The sequence below is a fragment of the Gilliamella sp. BG3 genome (assembly GCF_046635605.1).
Classification (GTDB): domain Bacteria; phylum Pseudomonadota; class Gammaproteobacteria; order Enterobacterales; family Orbaceae; genus Gilliamella; species Gilliamella bombi.
In genome coordinates this window covers 53980-73181 of record NZ_JBIDFE010000001.1, presented here as the reverse complement: position 1 = coordinate 73181, position 19202 = coordinate 53980, and the positions used below count along the sequence as shown (strand labels likewise).

General features: G+C 34.9%; 18 protein-coding genes and 1 other annotated feature. Of the genes, 10 read left to right on the top strand and 8 right to left on the bottom strand.

Features of this window, described 5'->3' with window-relative positions; all coding sequences use genetic code 11:
* Positions 1-185: 185 nt before the first annotated feature.
* Complete coding sequence (locus ACGH6S_RS00330) at positions 186-2123, bottom strand: exoribonuclease II (RefSeq protein WP_411578140.1); 1938 nt, start codon at positions 2121-2123, stop codon at positions 186-188.
* 136 nt (positions 2124-2259) lie between these two features.
* Between ACGH6S_RS00330 and ACGH6S_RS00325 the strand changes: the two genes are divergently transcribed.
* On the top strand, positions 2260-3009 hold the full coding sequence (locus ACGH6S_RS00325) for an alpha/beta fold hydrolase (protein WP_174798018.1): 750 nt from the start codon (positions 2260-2262) through the stop codon (positions 3007-3009).
* Between the two features lie 22 nt (positions 3010-3031).
* On the opposite strand, the gene ACGH6S_RS00320 is transcribed toward ACGH6S_RS00325, so the two are convergent.
* The 4 genes from ACGH6S_RS00320 to ACGH6S_RS00305 are packed head-to-tail and all read right to left on the bottom strand — an operon-like array spanning position 3032 to position 4811.
* Positions 3032-3367 (bottom strand): prepilin-type N-terminal cleavage/methylation domain-containing protein, encoded by a 336-nt coding sequence (locus ACGH6S_RS00320; protein WP_411578139.1) that lies wholly within the window; start codon positions 3365-3367, stop codon positions 3032-3034.
* Entirely contained in the window at positions 3360-3794 is a 435-nt protein-coding gene (locus tag ACGH6S_RS00315) for a DUF2509 family protein (RefSeq protein ID WP_174798019.1), read from the bottom strand. The genes ACGH6S_RS00320 and ACGH6S_RS00315 overlap by 8 nt, the downstream gene beginning before the upstream one ends.
* A complete protein-coding gene (locus ACGH6S_RS00310) occupies positions 3778-4341 on the bottom strand; it encodes a prepilin peptidase-dependent protein (RefSeq protein WP_085164123.1) in 564 nt (187 codons plus the stop codon). The genes ACGH6S_RS00315 and ACGH6S_RS00310 overlap by 17 nt, the downstream gene beginning before the upstream one ends.
* Positions 4335-4811 carry a prepilin-type N-terminal cleavage/methylation domain-containing protein gene (locus ACGH6S_RS00305; protein ID WP_085164125.1) on the bottom strand — a complete coding sequence of 159 codons (477 nt, stop codon included), beginning with the start codon at positions 4809-4811 and terminating at the stop codon, positions 4335-4337. The genes ACGH6S_RS00310 and ACGH6S_RS00305 overlap by 7 nt, the downstream gene beginning before the upstream one ends.
* Before the next feature lie 959 nt (positions 4812-5770).
* Between ACGH6S_RS00305 and ACGH6S_RS00300 the strand changes: the two genes are divergently transcribed.
* The 6 genes from ACGH6S_RS00300 to yqfB all read left to right on the top strand — a co-directional run bounded on the left by ACGH6S_RS00300 (position 5771) and on the right by yqfB (position 12359).
* A complete protein-coding gene (locus tag ACGH6S_RS00300) occupies positions 5771-7357 on the top strand; it encodes a hypothetical protein (RefSeq protein WP_411578138.1) in 1587 nt (528 codons plus the stop codon).
* A gap of 112 nt (positions 7358-7469) precedes the next feature.
* On the top strand, positions 7470-7625 hold the full coding sequence (locus tag ACGH6S_RS00295; protein WP_296301775.1) for a hypothetical protein: 156 nt from the start codon (positions 7470-7472) through the stop codon (positions 7623-7625).
* Positions 7626-8092: 467 nt separating this feature from the next.
* Complete coding sequence (gene dapD, locus ACGH6S_RS00290; protein ID WP_034910674.1) at positions 8093-8917, top strand: 2,3,4,5-tetrahydropyridine-2,6-dicarboxylate N-succinyltransferase; 825 nt, start codon at positions 8093-8095, stop codon at positions 8915-8917.
* Positions 8918-9021: 104 nt separating this feature from the next.
* On the top strand, positions 9022-9513 hold the full coding sequence (locus ACGH6S_RS00285; protein WP_065560184.1) for a YajQ family cyclic di-GMP-binding protein: 492 nt from the start codon (positions 9022-9024) through the stop codon (positions 9511-9513).
* Positions 9514-9724: 211 nt separating this feature from the next.
* Entirely contained in the window at positions 9725-12007 is a 2283-nt protein-coding gene (bglX, locus tag ACGH6S_RS00280) for a beta-glucosidase BglX (protein WP_296318335.1), read from the top strand.
* Positions 12008-12050: 43 nt separating this feature from the next.
* The gene (yqfB, locus tag ACGH6S_RS00275; protein ID WP_034910676.1) at positions 12051-12359 is read left to right on the top strand and encodes a N(4)-acetylcytidine aminohydrolase; all 309 of its coding nucleotides are present in this window, start codon (positions 12051-12053) and stop codon (positions 12357-12359) included.
* Positions 12360-12412: 53 nt separating this feature from the next.
* On the opposite strand, the gene ACGH6S_RS00270 is transcribed toward yqfB, so the two are convergent.
* From ACGH6S_RS00270 to ACGH6S_RS00260, 3 genes are all read right to left on the bottom strand, one after another.
* Positions 12413-12877 carry an NfeD family protein gene (locus ACGH6S_RS00270; protein WP_065560179.1) on the bottom strand — a complete coding sequence of 155 codons (465 nt, stop codon included), beginning with the start codon at positions 12875-12877 and terminating at the stop codon, positions 12413-12415.
* Positions 12878-12983: 106 nt separating this feature from the next.
* Complete coding sequence (locus ACGH6S_RS00265) at positions 12984-13214, bottom strand: hypothetical protein (protein ID WP_065610987.1); 231 nt, start codon at positions 13212-13214, stop codon at positions 12984-12986.
* Positions 13215-13320: 106 nt separating this feature from the next.
* Positions 13321-14229, bottom strand: a complete 909-nt coding sequence (locus ACGH6S_RS00260; protein ID WP_085164139.1) for an SPFH domain-containing protein — start codon at positions 14227-14229, stop codon at positions 13321-13323.
* 220 nt (positions 14230-14449) lie between these two features.
* Positions 14450-14535 (top strand) — a sequence feature (Trp leader region).
* A gap of 54 nt (positions 14536-14589) precedes the next feature.
* Between ACGH6S_RS00260 and ACGH6S_RS00255 the strand changes: the two genes are divergently transcribed.
* From ACGH6S_RS00255 to trpCF, 3 genes are read left to right on the top strand one after another with little or no spacing between them, the layout of a single operon-like run.
* Positions 14590-16152 carry an anthranilate synthase component 1 gene (locus ACGH6S_RS00255; RefSeq protein ID WP_411578137.1) on the top strand — a complete coding sequence of 521 codons (1563 nt, stop codon included), beginning with the start codon at positions 14590-14592 and terminating at the stop codon, positions 16150-16152.
* On the top strand, positions 16152-17783 hold the full coding sequence (gene trpD, locus ACGH6S_RS00250) for a bifunctional anthranilate synthase glutamate amidotransferase component TrpG/anthranilate phosphoribosyltransferase TrpD (RefSeq protein ID WP_411578136.1): 1632 nt from the start codon (positions 16152-16154) through the stop codon (positions 17781-17783). Before ACGH6S_RS00255 ends, trpD begins: the two co-directional genes overlap by 1 nt.
* A 15-nt stretch (positions 17784-17798) precedes the next feature.
* Positions 17799-19181 (top strand): bifunctional indole-3-glycerol-phosphate synthase TrpC/phosphoribosylanthranilate isomerase TrpF, encoded by a 1383-nt coding sequence (gene trpCF, locus ACGH6S_RS00245; RefSeq protein ID WP_411578135.1) that lies wholly within the window; start codon positions 17799-17801, stop codon positions 19179-19181.
* Positions 19182-19202 lie beyond the last annotated feature (21 nt).

The following is a 19202-nucleotide window of genomic DNA, read 5'->3' as shown; positions in this document are numbered from 1 at the left end:
TGTTCATTTTAATGATTAATTCATTATTTTTAGTCCCGAAAGATAACAGATATTTTTAATAAGAAAAAGAGGTTTGATATTAAAAATATAATAAAGTTTTAATTATTCCCCCTGATTTACATCGGGGGAAGAAATAACAGCAAAAAAGCTGTAAATTCAAGCAAGAATAATCTTTCTTTTATTTTTTAATTGTTGGTTAATTTTGTAATGATTGATTGATTTTCGCTTTTAACCTGGAGAATAACAACAGATATAGAATCAGCAAGTTTGTAGCAAACCTCATCTTTAATTTTGATGATTCCTTCCTCAGGTAACGAGATAATTTCTTCCTTGACTGAGTGAATCATTGAAAGTGGCATAAATGCAAAAGCGCCTATATCACATAAACGAACTCGAGCACCACCACGATTGATATCGATAATTTCAGCAGAAAAACTTTCACCTACTTTATTTGATAAGTATTGAGCATAAAGGTTTTCAGCCATATCACGTTCTGCATAGCGTAATGTTTTGCGTCTTTCATTCATGTTTTTTAATTGATCTTTATCGGGTGCGACTAATTCTTGTGATCGGATAAATGCTTTGATTAATCGATGGTTGACCATATCACCATATTTACGTATTGGTGAAGTCCATGTTGCATAGGCATCAAATCCCAAACCAAAATGTGGTTTAGGTTCAGTTGAAAAATCAGCAGGGCTTTGGAACTTACGAAGTTTTGTGGACAAAAATGGAGTGTTGTCGATTATACGACGCAACTTTACGTAACCATCGAAAGATAATAATGATTCTTTATCAAATTCAGTGATTCCGTTGTCATTTAAAAAAGTCACTACTTGTTCAATATATTTATTATCAAAACCTGAATGAATATTAAAAATTCCAAAACCAATTTTATTTTTTAATTGCAATGTTAAAACTTGGTTTGCTAAAACCATGACTTCTTCTACTATTTGATTTGCAATCCGACGAGACTCTTTAATTATTGATTTAACTTGGCGATTTTCATCAAGTTCAAAACGATAATCTCCATTATCTTTAAAAACTAATGCATGATTTTGCCGCCATGTCATACGAATTTTTGCTAAGTCAGCTAAATGTTTAAGTTGCTGTTTAATAATTGGATTGTTAGTTTCTAAATCTTCATTATTTTCTAAAAAATTAGAAACATTGTTATAAGTTAATTTAGCTTTTGATTCAATCCAAGCTGGTATAAAAGTGATCTCATCGCTATTAATATTGCCCGTTTCGTCAATACCCATTTTACATATCATTGCTGGACGTTTTTGATTTGCTTTTAATGAACATAAATCATTGGCAAGCTCTTTGGGTAGCATAGGGATATTAAAATCAGGTAAATAAGTGGTAAAATTTCTGATTTTGGCAATACGATCAAGTTCGCTATCTTGTAATACATAAGCGGTAGGATCGGCAATGGCAACCGTCAATTGATAATCTCCTTGTTCACCTTTTGATATCGCAATAGCATCATCCATATCTTCTGTATCTTCGTTATCGATGGTGAAAAAGTTAACATCGGTTAAATCTTGACGGTTATCAAGTTCAGTACCGTTAATTGATAATGAATCGAACTGTGGGGCGTGAGTTTCTAAATCGTAGCGCGCTAACGTTTTTAGCCAAAGTTGATAAGGTGAATTGCTTTCAGCAACAAAACGAACAATTTCGGCAAGAAATTGATTCCGTTCTTCTTGCAAAGGGTGAGAAACAAGCGTTGCCACAACCCAATCGCCTTCTTTTAGTTTTTCGCTAACTTGCTTGTTTATTTTGCAACGAATGGCTAGATTAGTTGACATATTTTCAGGATAAATAACCATTGCACGATCTTGAAAGCCTATTTTGCCAATAAATTTTTGCAATGCACTTTCAATTAATGATTCAGGTTCAAAAGACTCTTTATCGTTATTACTTATTACTGTCCCTAATACCTTATCACCATTGCAAACTCTTTTCATTTTAGCAATAGGGATGAAATAACTTTTTTTATTATCAACATCTAAAAAACCAAATCCTTTTTCATGAGCTCTAATAGTGCCTTCAACGCGTGGTGTTTGCTCATGGAGTTCTTGTTTTAATTGTGCAAGTAGAGGGTTATTTTGAAACATATGGCCTAACACTAGTTAAAAAGTTGGTATTAAATTCTATCATATTTATGCAAATTGTGGTTATTGAATTAATCGGTGATGGTATTGAAAATAGAAGTATAATAATGCCACTTAAAATAATTGGTCGAATTAAAGTATGAAATTAAACTATAAATTACAGGGTGATGGACAGCCGATAGTGTTTTTACATGGGGTATTTGGGAGTTTAGATAATTTAAATATGCTAGCGAAGGATTTTGTGCAACATAATCAAACCGTGCAAGTTGATCTGCGGAATCATGGGCATTCCCCTTGGTCTAATAAGATAACTTATCAAACTATGGCTGAAGATGTAGCTGAACTTTGTTATGATTTACAATTAAAAGATATAATATTAGTTGGTCACTCAATGGGGGGGAAGATTGCTTTGCAATTATCGCAAATGCTTTCAGATTCTATCCAAAAAATTGTTGCTATCGATATTGCGCCTATAAAATATCACCGTTCGGCCAATGCCACTATTTTAAGAGTGTTAATGTATTGCCTTAGTAACAAAATTACCGATAAAAAGCAGATCATCAATTTAATGGAACAAGTAGGTATTAACATGCCAACCATTCTTTTTTTACTAAAATCGTTTAAGAATGATAAATGGTTGTTTAATATTGAAGCAATTAATTCACAATATGCTCATATATGCGATTGGCAAAATATCTCTCCTTGCTTAAAACCCACGTTATTTATTCGGGGAGGTAACTCTACTTATATTACAAATGAAGCTTATCCAGCGATTTTCGAACAATTTCCTAATGCAAAAATTGAAGTAGTTGAAGGTGCAGGGCATAATGTTCACGCTGAAAAAACGTCACAAGTTTTGCAACTTCTACATAACTGGATAGAGGGATGAATGGTATTTAACTTGCAAACATTTAGAGTGAATTACAAAATAATCGTTGCTGCTTGGTAACTTGTTTGTTAGGTGCATTAACCGTTATAACAACCATTTTACACTGAGCATTATAAGTTTTACTGGTGAGCTTATAGTGCCAACCAGAAGGAATAATTTGGTTTGTGGTATAAGGGTAGCTATCAAGTAGCTGAAAAGCAATTTTGTTGGCACGTAAGTAGTTTGTAAAGTAATGATGTTTATAAAACAATGCTTGTTGGTAATTAACAAATCCTAACATAATAATTGAAAATAATAGCGTTGCTATCATAACTTCAATTAAACTAAAGCCAGCTATTTTTTTCTTTTTGTTATTCACAATAAATAGCTCTTTTTTCTGGGCAATAATCGAGCCAATGACCTTTTTCAACAATCAATCGATTGTTATCAAAATGTGCGAGTGTATATAAATAAAAATCTTTAGCTTCGCCTCTTACTAACACATACTTATCAATTTTTAATAAAGACTTTTTTATACATGCTTTTAATTGATAAGTGGGTTCAGTCATACAATACCAATTTGTTTTAGGAGTTTGCCAATTTTGGGTTATTGCCCAAGTTAAAGATGAACTAGCTTGATTAAATTGTTGATAGTATTGACTTTCCATTAAGATAGTTTTTTGCCACGAGGCAATAAGGACATTAAAACCAATTAATAGCACCAATCCCACAACCATCAAAATAACTACCATTAAAATAGTGCTAAACCCAGACGAAGTATAAATTTGTTTAAAATAGGTTTTCATTTTTGATTATTTCAGTTATGTGATAATTAATCTGCTTGTTTTTTCTTAATTCAGCAGTAACAGATAGACTAATGGCATCGGGTAGCTGTTTTATTGTAAAATCGGTTACTTTGATTTCGTTTGAATCAAATAAGTTTTCCCATTTAGTTCCAAAACAATCTATTGCTCCTGTTTTATAGGCTATATTGTTTTCTTTATAGCGATAGGTAAAAACATCTGACTTTATAGGGGTAAATTTGTCCCAAACCCAAGAATTGCGAATTTCGCTATCGTATCGAAGAACAATACATTTTCCTTGTTTATCGATTTTAATAGCTTTAGCTGTTATTTTTTTGGGGTCATTAGCAATAAAACCAGCTCGTCTTATGTCTTTTTTCATACCAGCTAATCCAAGTTCAATTGCCTGTTGTAAACGTATTTTTTGATAATATTGCATAATACTTGTTTGTAATTGAATGTAAAACGAGGTTATACCCATAAAAATTAGACTTGATAATATTAAGCTAATAAGCATTTCAAATAAGGAATATCCAGATGCTTTTAACATCGAGGTAACCCTGTTATATAGCTATTTTCTGCACAGAATCGAATGCGTCCAAATAAAGAAATAAAAATCCTGCTAGTACCTATCTTATTTTTTAATTGGAAAGACATTGTTTGTGCTAAGTTGCGACGACCTAAGATCAAAGCATTTTTATTGTTTAATAATTCACTAATTTCAACAGAATTATCAGGTTTGATAAAATAAAGTACTCCTTCACTGCATGATGTAGGTTTTTCATCGTTAGTGATTGCAATGCACCAAGGTGAAGTAAATTGGTGAATAATGTAATTCTCATTTTTAATCGACGCTTTTATTTGAACTTCATACAAAAAATAAGCTAACTGTTTGGTTGTATAAGCTAATTCATTACGCAGCTGTTGCTCTTTCCAATGCTCAACGCCTATTGTGACTAAAATAGCACTAATACAAATAGTTATTAACAATTCTAGTAATGAAAATCCCCAATTTTGCATAATATTGTCTTGGTAACTATCACGATAGTTGCAGAGTACATTTTAATTAAACAATTGGTTATTTGACATTCTAGATTTGTGATACATTGCTCAAATAAATTGTGCTTTTTTCGTTAATACTTTGCTTTTTGTTTTGATGAAAAGTTTATTTAAAAATTACGTCAAAAAGCGGTTGGCAAGTATATTGATTTTACTAAGTTTTTTATTTTGTTTTTCCTGGATTCAAACATGAAGTGCAATTTTAAACACGGTGGAGTGAAGAAAGTAGAAAGGTGATTTATACTAGCACCTTCGCACCATCACAGTTTGGAGATTGTTATGTATTATAATCACCTTTCTAGGAAGGAAAGATACTAGATTTTTGTATTTATAACTATACACAATATCTATTGAACTTACACACAAGAAAACGGCATAAGTTTAAAAGCCCTGTCGCTTTTTATTCTAAGCGTTAAGACGAATTACACTTCATGGTGCAATCAAGGAAATTAACAAAAAACTTAAATAAAATCAATAGTCCATTTGAACGCTTTTAAAGCAAGAAACACACTTATAGCACTACAAGGCTAATATGCTTGCCTTATTAGAGCGTCAAAATGTGCCGATAACGAAGTAAAGCTAGTACGCTAAACTAGGTTGTTGGGCGTGTTTGTGTTTTAGATGTTATCAGCAATATTAATCATTCCGCAAAATACAAAAACTTACAAAACTAACACCTTATTTTAATTAGAAAATTAACCCATCTATTCTATAAAGACAAATCGTTTTTATTTTTACATTTCTTTACAAAAAAGTCCGCCAAAAAACTAGCCAACAATTTTTAAAATGGTTATACTTTTATCGCTATAGGAAAACAAGCTTATTAAATAAGCAAATAATTATAAAAATATAAATAAAACAAATAATAAAACAAATAATAAAACAAATAATAAAACAAATAATTACTTGACAGGTGAACCATGATGCATTATCATTTTAGCCACCAGCACTGGCAAACCTATGCCTTAAATTTATTAAATAATCCTATTCGAAGAGTTTTTGCACGAAACTCATTTATATCATCGAAATTATCTCTCGAATTGTTATCGAAATTATTCACAAAATTATTTTCAAAAATCCCATTGGCATTAGTGCCGTTGTTGTTATTGCCGTACTCCTTAGAATCGCAGGCATTATCGGCTACTACTTTTAATTACATTCAGGGTACTGCACCTTATTTAACCTTTGATGGCGGTGTTACTAAAGTGACTAAAACAGAGGACTTATTAGGTATTAAGTTATCAGATGGTCGAACATTCACATCGCAAAATAATTCTTCATCACCGACAGCGCCAATCAAGTTACCGAATGTAGGGGATACTTTGGCTGATGTTGAAATGATAGTCCCGCCATCAAGCAACTCAATAAATATAAATGACTTAGTGGCACAAGGTAAATGGAGAGACGATGATGGAGATGGACAGGGAGCAGGTGGAGTTACTGCATTAGGAAGTATATCGTTAGCAATAACGGATAAAGATGGCAATACCATTAATCGTAGTGATGCATTAGATATATGTAAAGCGCCTTATAAGGTAACCTTAAGTAGTACAGGAGGTAGTTTAACTACACAATATGGTTTGCCAGATAGTAGTACTTTTAGTGGAGGAACAGCGGAGTATTATATCACGCCATCACAGCCCGTTATTTGTGCAGTCAGGCCGAATCTAACTTATGGCACAGACAGCTTCTCAGGTCCTGCTAACATATGGAATCCAGCTAAGGGCTTTTTAGTTCAGTCTACTAATCCATCATCTTACGGTTTAAATTTTCCAACAACAGGTGCAGATGGATTGTATTTTGATTTGGATATAGGTGGAATAGATGCAAGTCAGTTTAGTTGGACAGTTACCACACGTGGTGATATAACGGCAACGGTGAGTTGGGTTAGGCCGCGTTCAGGTTCATTTATAGACCCATGGGGAAGTACTGTACAATATGATAATTGGATTAGAGATAAATCCAAGAATGTAACACGGGTAACGTTGAATGGTCCAGAGGCAAGAAGCTTGTGGAGCAATTCTAATCCTAGTCAAATTACCGTGCCATCTTTGCCACAGACATTTGAGTTGGTGGGAAGTGATAGAAGTGGTAATGGGGTGAGATATGGCTTTGTCTTAAAGCAGTGGTTCGTCAATCGGGGGGCTCAAAGAACTAGCGTTTCTAATCAAACCACATGGTGTAATAGTTTGGGTTATCGTTTGTCACGGGTAAGTGATTTAACCAATGCGAAGTGTGATGTAAATAGTAGTAGGTTCCCATGTATAAATAACATAGATGGTGCGATGCCGTCGTCAGGTACTTTTTATTATAGACGTCATGTAGGAGCAGGTTTTTTCACGGAGTGGGGTAATATGAACAGCTATGCTGATACGGGTTTCATCAGCAACAACTACTGGACGAGTGATGCCACAAGTATCCGTAATTTCCATGTTCTCTCTACTAGTGGCGGCGTTGACGGCAACGGTAACAGTTACAGCTTCTCTGCTGCTTGCACCGCACCTTAGTTTTTAGCGTTTAGTTCTTGATCCTTAGGGCGCGGAAAGTGTTTATGGTGCCAGAGAGGAAAATATAAAAAAGAATAAAGCCCCAGCGTAAGTTGGGGCGTTTCCCTTAGGGTTGCGCCGTTGTGGCAAAGCCACAATAGCGCCGCCCCCCGCCGCCGACGCAGAAAGCGTGGCAGGTAGTCCAGTATTACGCTGTGGCGGTTTAAAGCTGTGGTCTATTTTAGTTCGGCAAGGTTTCGGACGTATTGACCTTTGGGGAATAAAATAGCTATCTTGAATATGTCCTAGCAAGGGGAATTAGAGTGAACTCCTTTTGCAATCCCACGCTTTAGCGCATAATGTGTCTACGGCGCTTCTCGTATCATCCTGATACTCGCCTTTTCGAGGCCATCTTCTCTGTGCTCAGATGTTCAAATTTGTTCCAGACAAATTTGTCTGACGCGAGAATAAGACAAATAACATAGCCTTAGGTGGTTTTTGTGAGTTGTTTTGTGTTAAAAAGCAGTGCAATTACATCCCAAAAGTGATCAGAAAAAGTATTGATTTTTATTAAAGCTTTTATTTTTCTGTTTTTTTGTGATTTCCTATGACTTTACTAAGATTTCGATTGTTTTTGATTGCTTGGATATTGATTGTGGTGTTTTGATTAAACCACTTAAAAAGCAAGAAAGATTATATTATACTGTCCATCTAATTATTATTTGCTAACGGACTATAAATTAAAGGAAACTTGAGATGCAACAATTACAAACTATTATTGAAGCAGCATTTGAACGTCGTGCTGAGATTACACCGTCAAATGTTGATACAGTTACACGTGATGCGATTAACCAATGCATTGCTTTATTAGACAGTGGTAAAATGCGTGTCGCAGAAAAAATCAATGGTGATTGGGTAACTCATCAATGGTTAAAAAAAGCGGTTTTGCTCTCTTTCCGTATTAACGAAAACCAACTGATTGATGGCGGTCCGACTAACTATTATGACAAAGTGCCATTAAAATTTGCTGAATATGATCAAGCAAGATTCCAACAAGAAGGTTTCCGTGTTGTTCCATCTGCTATTGCTCGTAAAGGTGCCTATGTTGCTCGAAATACTGTATTAATGCCATCTTATGTCAATATTGGTGCTTATGTCGATGAAGGTACGATGGTTGATACATGGGTGACAGTTGGTTCTTGTGCGCAAATTGGTAAAAATGTTCATTTATCGGGTGGTGTTGGTATTGGTGGTGTTTTAGAACCGTTACAAGCTAACCCAACCATTATTGAAGATAACTGTTTTATTGGTGCACGTAGCGAAATTGTTGAAGGCGTTATTGTTGAAGAAGGTAGCGTAATTTCAATGGGTGTATTTATTGGTCAAAGTACTAAAATATATGACCGTGCAACTGGTGAAATTCACTATGGACGTGTACCAGCTGGTTCAGTAGTTGTTTCTGGCAACTTACCGACAAAAGATGGCAAATATAGTCTTTATTGTGCAGTTATTGTGAAAAAAGTTGATGCTAAAACTTTAGGTAAAGTAGGTATCAATGAATTGCTTCGTACTATCGATTAATTCACGCTTATATTTTAAAGTCGTCTAAATTATTGTTAGGCGACGATTATTCTATTTATTAACTAGATAATTTTAGTTTTATAACCATTAGAAGAGGAGAATTTATGCCTTCTTTTGATATCGTTTCAGAAATTCAAATGCCAGAAGTTAAAAATGGTGTTGAAAATGCCACTCGTGAGTTAGCTACTCGTTGGGACTTTAAAAATGTTGAAGCATCGTTTGAATTAAATGAAAAAAATGAAACGATTAAAGCAACAAGCCAATCTGATTTTCAAGTACAGCAACTGCTCGATATCCTGCGCGATAAGCTAGCTAAACGAGGTATTGATGGTGGTGCACTTGAAATTCCTGAAGAAATGGAGCACAGCGGTAAACTTTATAGCATTACGGTTAAGCTTAAGCAGGGTATTGATAAAGAGCTATCTAAAAAGATTGTAAAAGCGATCAAAGACAGCAAAATTAAAGTACAAGCTCAAGTACAAGGTGAACAAGTCCGTGTTACAGGTAAATCACGTGATGATTTACAAGCTACTATGGCATTGGTTAAAAATAGCGAATTTGGTCAACCGTTTCAATTTACCAATTTTAGAGATTAATGTGTTATTGAGTTGATATTGCCAACAATTGTCGGCAATATTATCCCTTAAACTTTGTAAAAAATTTCAGAAAAGACAGTGTTTGAATAAGGGGATGCAATAACTATTATGATGTTTTAAACCTGAATGTAAGTAGATAAAAAAACGAGATTTTTTGTAAATACGTTATGCTGTCTGCTTGTCTATCCTCTTAATTATAACAATATTTATTATGATGAAAAAAGTAGCTATATATTTATTTTTTCTTATCTTTTCTGGGCATTTGTTTGCACAAGAACCTAATAGCGAAGTAAAGGAAATAAAGAAAGTTTTTATTGATAATCTATTATCAAAAATGACGCTTCAAGAAAAAGCGGGACAATTGCGCCTAATTAGTGTTGGTGGTGATCTAACGTTAGATAAAGTACTTGATAAAATTGAAGCAGGTGAAATTGGTGGCATTTTTAATACTGTTGTCGAACCTGACCTTTCTCAAATGCAGGAGCGTGCTCTAAAATCTCGCAATAAAATTCCTCTATTTTTTGGTTTTGATATAATTCATGGACATAGAACTATCTTCCCAATTAATTTAGGTATTGCATCCACTTGGGATCGTAGTGCAATTGCAAAAGCTGCTGAAGTATCAGCTGACGAAGCTACCTCGGATGGATTAAATATAACTTGGGCGCCAATGGTTGATATTACACGTGATCCTAGATGGGGGCGTGTGTCTGAAGGGTTTGGAGAAGATCCTTATTTAACCTCAGAAGCTGGGCGGATTTTTGTTGAAAAGATGCAAAAGCAATCGCTTGCCGATAAAAAATCATTGGTGACATCAGTAAAACATTTTGCACTTTATGGCGCAGTTGAAGCAGGGCGTGAGTATAACAGTACGGATATGAGCGAACGCAAAATGTTCCAAGAATATCTTGTGCCTTATAAAGCAGCAATTGATGCAGGTAGCAGGGCAGTTATGGTTTCGTTAGTGAGCGTTAATGGTATTCCAGCAACGGGGAATCATTGGTTGTTAACCGAAGTGCTACGGAATCAGTGGCATTTTGATGGTGTTGTTGTCAGTGATCATGGGGCTATTCGTGAACTTATTAATCATGGCGTAGCTAGTGATCCGAAAGATGCTGTACGTGTTGCGATTAAAGCTGGCATTGATATAAGTATGAATGATGAATATTTCTTACAATTTTTACCTGAATTAGTCGAAGAAGGTGCCATTACAGAAGATGAAATAAATCAAGCTTGTCGTCATGTACTTGAACTTAAATATGATATGGGGTTATTTAGTGATCCTAATCGTAATTTAGATCCAAAATTAGATATCGATACAATGTTTGCTGATAATCGATTACATCGTGAAGAAGCTCGTGATGTGGCACGCCGCAGTATTGTGTTATTAAAAAATGAGAATGAGATATTACCGCTAGCTAAAAATAAGAAAATTGCGGTGATTGGTCCATTAGCTGATTCAAAACGTGATATTTTGGGGAGTTGGTCGGGAGCTGGGCGTGCTAATTTAGCGGTAACTCCATTAGAAGGTATTAAAAATGCAGTTAAAAATCCTGAATCAATTAGCTATGCATTTGGTGCCAATCTTTCTGATGATGAAAATTTATATCGGTTTTTAAATTTATACGGAGAAACAACTAAATTTGATAATCGACCAGCCGATAAAATGATTGCAGAAGCGGTGAAAATAGCTAAAAAAGCTGATATTGTTATTGCCTTTGTTGGTGAGGCAGAAGGTATGGCTCATGAGTCATCAAGTCGAACAGATCTATCTTTGCAAGCAACTCAAAAACAATTAATTAAAGCAATGAAAAAAACAGGTAAACCTTTGGTCATTGTCTTAATGAATGGTCGTCCTTTAACATTATCTGAAGAGTATGCTCAAGCAGATGCTATGCTTGAAACTTGGTTTTTAGGAACCGAAGGTGGTAATGCTATTGCCGATGTGCTATTTGGTGACTATAACCCTTCGGGCAAATTGCCCATGTCTTTTCCTTATAATGTTGGGCAGATCCCAGTCTATTATAGCCATTTGAATACAGGCCGTCCTCGTGGTACGGAAAATATGGGCAAATATACAACCTCGTATTTTGATAGTCCTAATGAGCCGTTATTCCCCTTCGGATTTGGTTTGAGTTATACCAATTTTGCGATGGACTTTTCGTTATCAAGTACTAAAATGAATCGAGATGGTGAAATTATTGTCACCGTTAATGTTGAAAATACAGGAAATAGAGAAGGTATGCAGACCGTCCAGCTTTATTTGCAAGATGTGACAGCGTCGGTTAGCCGCCCAGTGAAAGAGTTAATTGGTTTTGATAATATTACTTTAAAACCGCACACTAAGGGTCAAGTAAAATTTGTGATTAAATATGATATGCTGAAATTCTGGAACAATAAAATGCAATATGTTGCCGAACCAGGAAAATTTAATGTGTATATCGGTAGTGATTCGACAACTCAGGACAAGCAAACATTTACTTTGCTTGATTAATACTTGTTAAGTAATTTGGGTAATTTTCACATAGGATAATGCTGTGCAAAATGATATTACTTTTTATCAACGTTTTAAGTCTGATATTTTAGCTGGTTTAAAAGTCATTACCATTCGAGATAAGAGTGAATCACATTTTAAAGTTGGTGATAAGCTTCGTGTTGGAACTTTTGAAACTGATGAGTATTTTTGTACAATTAAAATAGTTAACATTACACAAATTACATTTGATCAACTTACCGAAAACCATGCCCAACAAGAGAATATGACTTTGAGTGATTTGAAAAAAGTAATTTCTGACATATACCCCAATGAAAATCATTTTTTTGTAATTCATTTTTCGCTCTTATAATAAAAAAGACGCATTGTTAATGCGCCCTATTTATTTTTATAACTAGCAAAAAACTATTGATTTATAGGTAGCACATCTAAAATTAAACCATCCACAGCAATAATTTCAACACGCTGCCCAACATTAAGATCTTCAACGCATCTTGCCGACCATGTTCCATCTTTGATTTTTACCCGACCTGAGCCATTAACAATAGCATCTGTGACAACTGTTTTAATACCAATTAAATCTTGTTGTGGCTGATTGATTTCGCCTTTACTTGATTTATCTTTACCTTGCTTTTTGAGCCAAAGCCACCAAAGATAAGCAGATACAAGCGTTAGAATTGCAAATAAAATCCATAAAATTGGCCAAGAAAGAGGTAAAATCCAAGCAATTAAACCAACAATAATAGCAGCTATCCCACTCCAAAGCCCGTATCCACCAGTACCAAGTAATTCTATAATCAGCAAAATACCGCCTAAAGCAATAAATACCCAATGGGGCGAACTATAGAAAACCATAAAAAAATCAGTCATTGTTGATTACCTTTATAATACATTCAGTAAAAATCTTAAACATAGCGTTTATAGATTTTGTTAAAAAGTTTCAGGAAACACTATGTTTAAGTATAAAATTTGATTTTTATTTAGTATTTTTAATCATTTCGTTAATGCCTCCAATGCTATCCATGATCCACAAAATTGGCCAAGAAAACGGTAAAATCCAAGCAATTAAAACAATAATAAAAGTAGCGATCCCACTCCAAAAACCATATTTGCCAGTATTGAGTAATTTTATAACTAGCAAAATACCACCTAGAACAATAAATCCCCAATAAGGCGGATTATAGAAAACCATCAAAAAACCATTCATTATCAATCACCTCTAAGATTCATTCAGTGAAATTTCTAAATATAGAGTTTACGATTTTGTTGAAAAGTTTCAGGAAACACTATGTTTAAGTATAAAAATTGATTTTTTATTTCGTGTTTTTAATCAATTCAGCAATACCACCAATACTACCCATTAAACTTGACGCATCAAGTGGCATCATAATCACTTTACTATTATCCGATGAACCAATTTGTTGTAATGCTTCAGTATATTTTTGGGCAACAAAGTAGTTAATAGCATTAATATTACCTGCAGCAATAGCATCGGATACCATTTGAGTTGCTCTTGCTTCTGCCTCGGCTGCACGTTCACGCGCTTCTGCTTTTAATATTTCAGATTGTTTTTCACCTTCTGCTTTTAATATTTCAGATTGTTTTTCACCTTCAGAGCGTAAAATCGCTGCTTGACGAACACCTTCTGCTTCAAGAATTTCGGCACGTTTATTACGTTCTGCTTTCATTTGCGCATTCATCGCAGCAATCAATTCTGCTGGTGGGCGAACATCTCGAATTTCGATACGGGTAATTTTGATTCCCCATGGACTTGTTGCCTCATCGACAATACTTAGTAACTTAGAGTTAATATGATCACGTTGTGATAACATTTCATCCAATTCCATGCTGCCTAAAACAGTACGAATATTAGTCATCATTAAATTAATGACAGCACGCTCTAATTGATTTACTTGATATGCAGCCCTTGCCGCTTCTTGTACTTGGATAAAGCAAACAGCATCAATTTGCACATTAGCATTATCTTTTGAAATGACTTCTTGTGATGGAATATCGAGTACTTGCTCCATCATATTAATTTTACGACCAACACCATCCATAAACGGAATAATGATATTTAAACCGGGTTCAAGTGTATGGGTATATTTACCAAAACGTTCAATAGTATATTGATAACCTTGGGGAACAATTGTAATTGCCTTTAAGACAGTAATTAACGCAAGCAAAACAATAACACCAATGACGATATAAAATACAGGCATAGTTCAAAAATCCTTATAATTTTTTATAATAAAAATGAGTCAACCATTTTATAGATTATTAAATTTTTTGCCTAGTTATAAATGAGAAGTTTGTTTTTAAAAATAAATAATCTCTTGACAGTGTGCTAGTAAACTAGTTTAATAGTACAAAATTTATTTTTAATCGATAAAAATTATGAAAGCACAATATTTACATCTTATTACTCGTCAATTCACCCGCTTTGGTTGGTGGTGCGTTACCTTTTGCGGGTGATGTAATGATGTATTGTCTTTTTTACACAACCCGCTTTATGCGGGTTTTTTAGTTTTTGGATGTTAAACGAATCAGCTAAATAAAAATTTAAATGTAGAGAGCCAACAATGAATAAGCCGACATTAACACAAATAACCCAAACCATCGGTTATTATCAAGATCCAACTCAAGTGTTTTATCAATTGTGCGATAGTAAACCGGCAACGTTGTTACTAGAATCAGCCGAAATTGATAATAAGCAAGGAATTAAAAGTGTCATGATTGTCGATAGTGCATTACGTATTTCGGCAATAAATAATGAAGTGACTTTTAAGGCATTGACCACAAATGGTGAAAAGCTATTACCTTTATTACAACAGGCTTTTACAGACAAGTTAGATAATGTACAAGTGGATGAACAAACACTTAAATTGGTATTTCCCACTATTGATAGTATGCAAGATGAAGATTCAAGATTAAAGTCGCTATCAGTCTTTGATGCATTACGCACATTATTGACTATTGTGAATATCCCTGAACAATGTGGTCAAGATGCGATTTTTGTTGGTGGGCTATTTTGTTACGACCTTGTCGCTGGATTTGAAAACTTACCTAATTTACCTACAGAGCAGCGTTGTCAAGATTTCTGTTTTTATTTAGCTGAAACAATATTAGAAATAAATCATAAAGATCATAAATCCATTTTAAAAACGACGGTTTTCACTTCTGATTCAAAAGAAACTGAGCGCTTAACGCAACGGTTAACTAATTTACAAGCAACATTAAATAGCCCAATGAAAGCCATTCATACTCAGTCCCTTACTAATATCGATGTGACATGTAATAAAAGTGATGATGATTTCAATACAATTATCAAAAAAATGCAAGATGCAATTGAGCAGGGGGAAATTTTTCAAGCAGTACCTTCACGGCGTTTTAAATTACCTTGCCCTGAGCCATTATCGGCTTATCAGGTATTAAAAAACAATAATCCAAGCCCTTACATGTTTTATATGCAAGATAGTGATTTTGTGTTATTTGGGGCCTCACCTGAAAGTGCACTTAAGTATACTAAAGCAACTAATCAAGTTGAAATCTACCCAATTGCCGGTACTCGTCCACGTGGGTTAACCACAAATGGTGAAATTGATTTTGATTTAGATAGTCGATTAGAACTCGAAATGCGTACCGATAAAAAAGAACTGGCTGAACACTTAATGTTAGTTGATTTAGCGCGCAACGATTTAGCGCGTATCTGTAAACCCGGTACCCGTTATACCAAAGATTTGTTAAAAGTGGATCGTTACTCTTTTGTGATGCATTTAGTTTCGCGTGTGGTTGGTCAGTTACGCAGTGATTTAGATGCGCTTCATGCTTATCAAGCCACTATGAATATGGGAACATTAACAGGAGCACCCAAAGTTCGTGCGATGCAATTAATTGCTGAATCAGAAAAAGTTAAACGTGGTAGCTATGGTGGTGCTGTTGGCTATTTTACCGCGAATGGCGATCTTGATACCTGTATTGTGATTCGAAGTGCCTATGTCGAAGATGGCATAGCGACAGTACAAGCTGGCAGTGGTGTGGTGCTAGATTCAAAGCCACAATCAGAATCTGATGAATCACGTAATAAAGCACGTGCAGTTATTCGAGCTATCATGGCAGCGCATAATGTAGAAGGTGTATTCTAATGGCTAATATCTTATTTATTGATAATATTGATTCTTTTACTTATAACTTGGTCGATCAATTACGTAATAGTAAGCATTGTGTGACGATTTATCGAAATACTATCCCTGCAAATGTAATTATTGAAAAATTGTCACAAATGCAAAACCCTATTTTAATGTTATCACCAGGTCCAGGAGCGCCAAGTGACGCTGGATGCATGCCAGAACTGTTAAAACGTTTAAAAGGTAAATTGCCTATTATTGGTATCTGCCTTGGTTATCAAGCTATTGTGGAATCCTATGGTGGAGCGATTGTGCCAGCTGGCGATATTTTGCATGGTAAGGCATCTTTAATTGAGCATGATGAGCAAGCGATGTTTAAAGGATTACCAAATCCGCTACCGGTGGCGCGTTATCACTCTTTAAAAGGTGAAAATATTCCAAAAACACTAACCATCAATGCGCTTTGCAATAATATTGTAATGGCAGTTCGTAATGATGAGGATCGGGTTTGTGGTTTTCAATTTCATCCAGAATCGATATTAACCATTCAAGGTGTAGAATTATTAGAACAAACTATTAAATGGACACTAAATCCTCCACAAAAACAAGAGAAGCCAAAACAGGAAGCGATTGTTGATAAGCAAGAGTACAATATTCAACCTATTGTTAATAAATTATATTTAGGGCAAGTCCTTACACAAGAGGAAAGTAAAATACTATTTAATTTAATTATTCAAGGTAAGATTGAACCAACTGTATTGGCTACCGCAATAATTAGTATGAAAGTTCGTGGTGAAAAACCGGATGAAATAGCAGGGGCAGCTTTAGCATTGCTTGAAAATGCTGATGCTTTTGATATTCCTGATTATGATTTTACTGATATTGTAGGAACAGGTGGCGATGGCACCAATAGTATTAATATTTCAACAGCGAGTGCTTTTGTAGCAGCCGCATTGGGGTATAAAGTAGCTAAACATGGTAATCGTGGTGTATCAAGTAAATCAGGCTCTTCCGATGTGCTTTCTGCCTTAGGCATTAAATTAAATATGTCAGCACAAACATCTCGTCAGGCATTAGATGAACTTGGCGTGTGCTTTTTATTTGCCCAGCAATATCATTCAGGTTTTCGCCATGCAGCACCAATACGCCAACAATTAAAAACTCGGACCATTTTTAATGTGTTAGGGCCATTGATTAATCCATCTCGTCCTAAACGTATTTTATTAGGCGTGTATCATCCAGATTTAATCCAACCGATTGCTGAAACATTAAAAATGCTTAATTATAAACATGCTTATGTGGTGCATGGTGCAGGAATGGACGAAGTTGCTATTCATGGTAAAACTGACGTTGCTGAAGTTAAAGATGGTGAAATTCGTTATTTTACGCTTAAACCTGACGATTTTGGCTTGCCAACATTTACCTTAAAAGATATTGAAGGGGGTACACCTGAGCAGAATCGTGATATGTTAATTGCCATTTTACAAGGTCACGGAAAACCAGCACACCAATCAGCAATTGCCGCTAATGTTGCGATGTTAATGAGCTTATTTGGCGAGTCAAATTTAAAACAAAATGCACAACGGGCAATTGAAATGATGCAAAGTGGTAAACCTTATGCATTATTACAACAACTAGCAGCAAGATAATAAGTGGAGAATAACATGGCAATTGCAGCATTAGTAAAAAATGTTGAAATGGCAACAGTATTGAAAAAAATCATTGAAGATAAACAAACATGGTTAACTGAGCAGTTAGCAGTAAAGCCAATTAATACCTTTAAATCAGCGATATTCCCTAGTGATCGCAATTTTTATCAAGCGTTAAATCAACCTAAAACGGTTTTTATTTTAGAGTGTAAAAAAGCGTCGCCATCAAAAGGATTGATTCGGGATGATTTTGATCCAGCCGCTATTGCTAAAGTTTATAAAGATTATGCTTCAGTAATTTCAGTATTAACTGATGAAAAATATTTTCAAGGTAGCTTTGAATTTTTACCCATAGTTCGTAATGAAATCACACAACCCGTGCTTTGTAAGGACTTTATTATTGATGAATATCAGATCTATTTAGCGCGTTATTATCAAGCTGACGCAGTACTATTAATGCTATCTGTATTGACGGATGATGAATATCGTCATCTAAGTAACATTGCTCATAAGCTCAATATGGGGATATTGACAGAAGCTAGTACTGAAAACGAAGTTGAAAGAGCCATCCAACTGGGTGCGAAAGTAATCGGTATTAATAATCGTAACTTAAGGGATTTGACGGTTGATCTAAATCGGGTAAAGGCCTTATCCAAATCAATTCCTAACGATCGCATTATTATTAGTGAATCGGGTATTTATACTCACAATCAGGTTAAAGAACTGAGTCGTTTTGCAGATGGATTCTTAATTGGCAGTGCGTTAATGTCTGAACCAAACTTAACTTTGGCAATTCGTAAGGTGATGTTAGGCGAAAATAAAGTATGCGGTTTAACACGTCCCGAAGATGCTGTTAGTGCTTATCAAGCTGGTGCAGTTTATGGTGGTTTGATTTTTGTCACAAATTCAGCACGTTATATACAGCCAATTAAAGCTCGAACAGTTATTGCAGCAGCGCCACTTAATTGGGTTGGTGTATTTCGAAATGAAGATATTGAAACCGTATGCCAAATAGCAAAACAGTTATCTTTATATGCAGTGCAACTGCATGGAGATGAAGATGCAAACTATATCAAAACATTGTGCCAAGAATTACCCAAAACTTGTCAAATTTGGCAAGCATTAAGTATTGATGGTGCTGTACCTGAACATGCCAATCCATTAGTGTCTCGTTATATCTTTGATCATGGTGCAGGCGGTACAGGAAAAAGCTTTGATTGGTCGCTACTTGATAATCAAGATCTAAATAATGTCATTTTAGCTGGAGGCATTAATCCAGAAAATATTAAATCAGCTTTAGCGACGAATGTGATTGGTGTTGATCTTAATTCAGGGGTTGAAGTTTCACCAGGAGTTAAAGATAAACAGAAAATCCAAGCAGTATTTGAACAAATTTAATTTTTTAATTTAAAAAAGGAA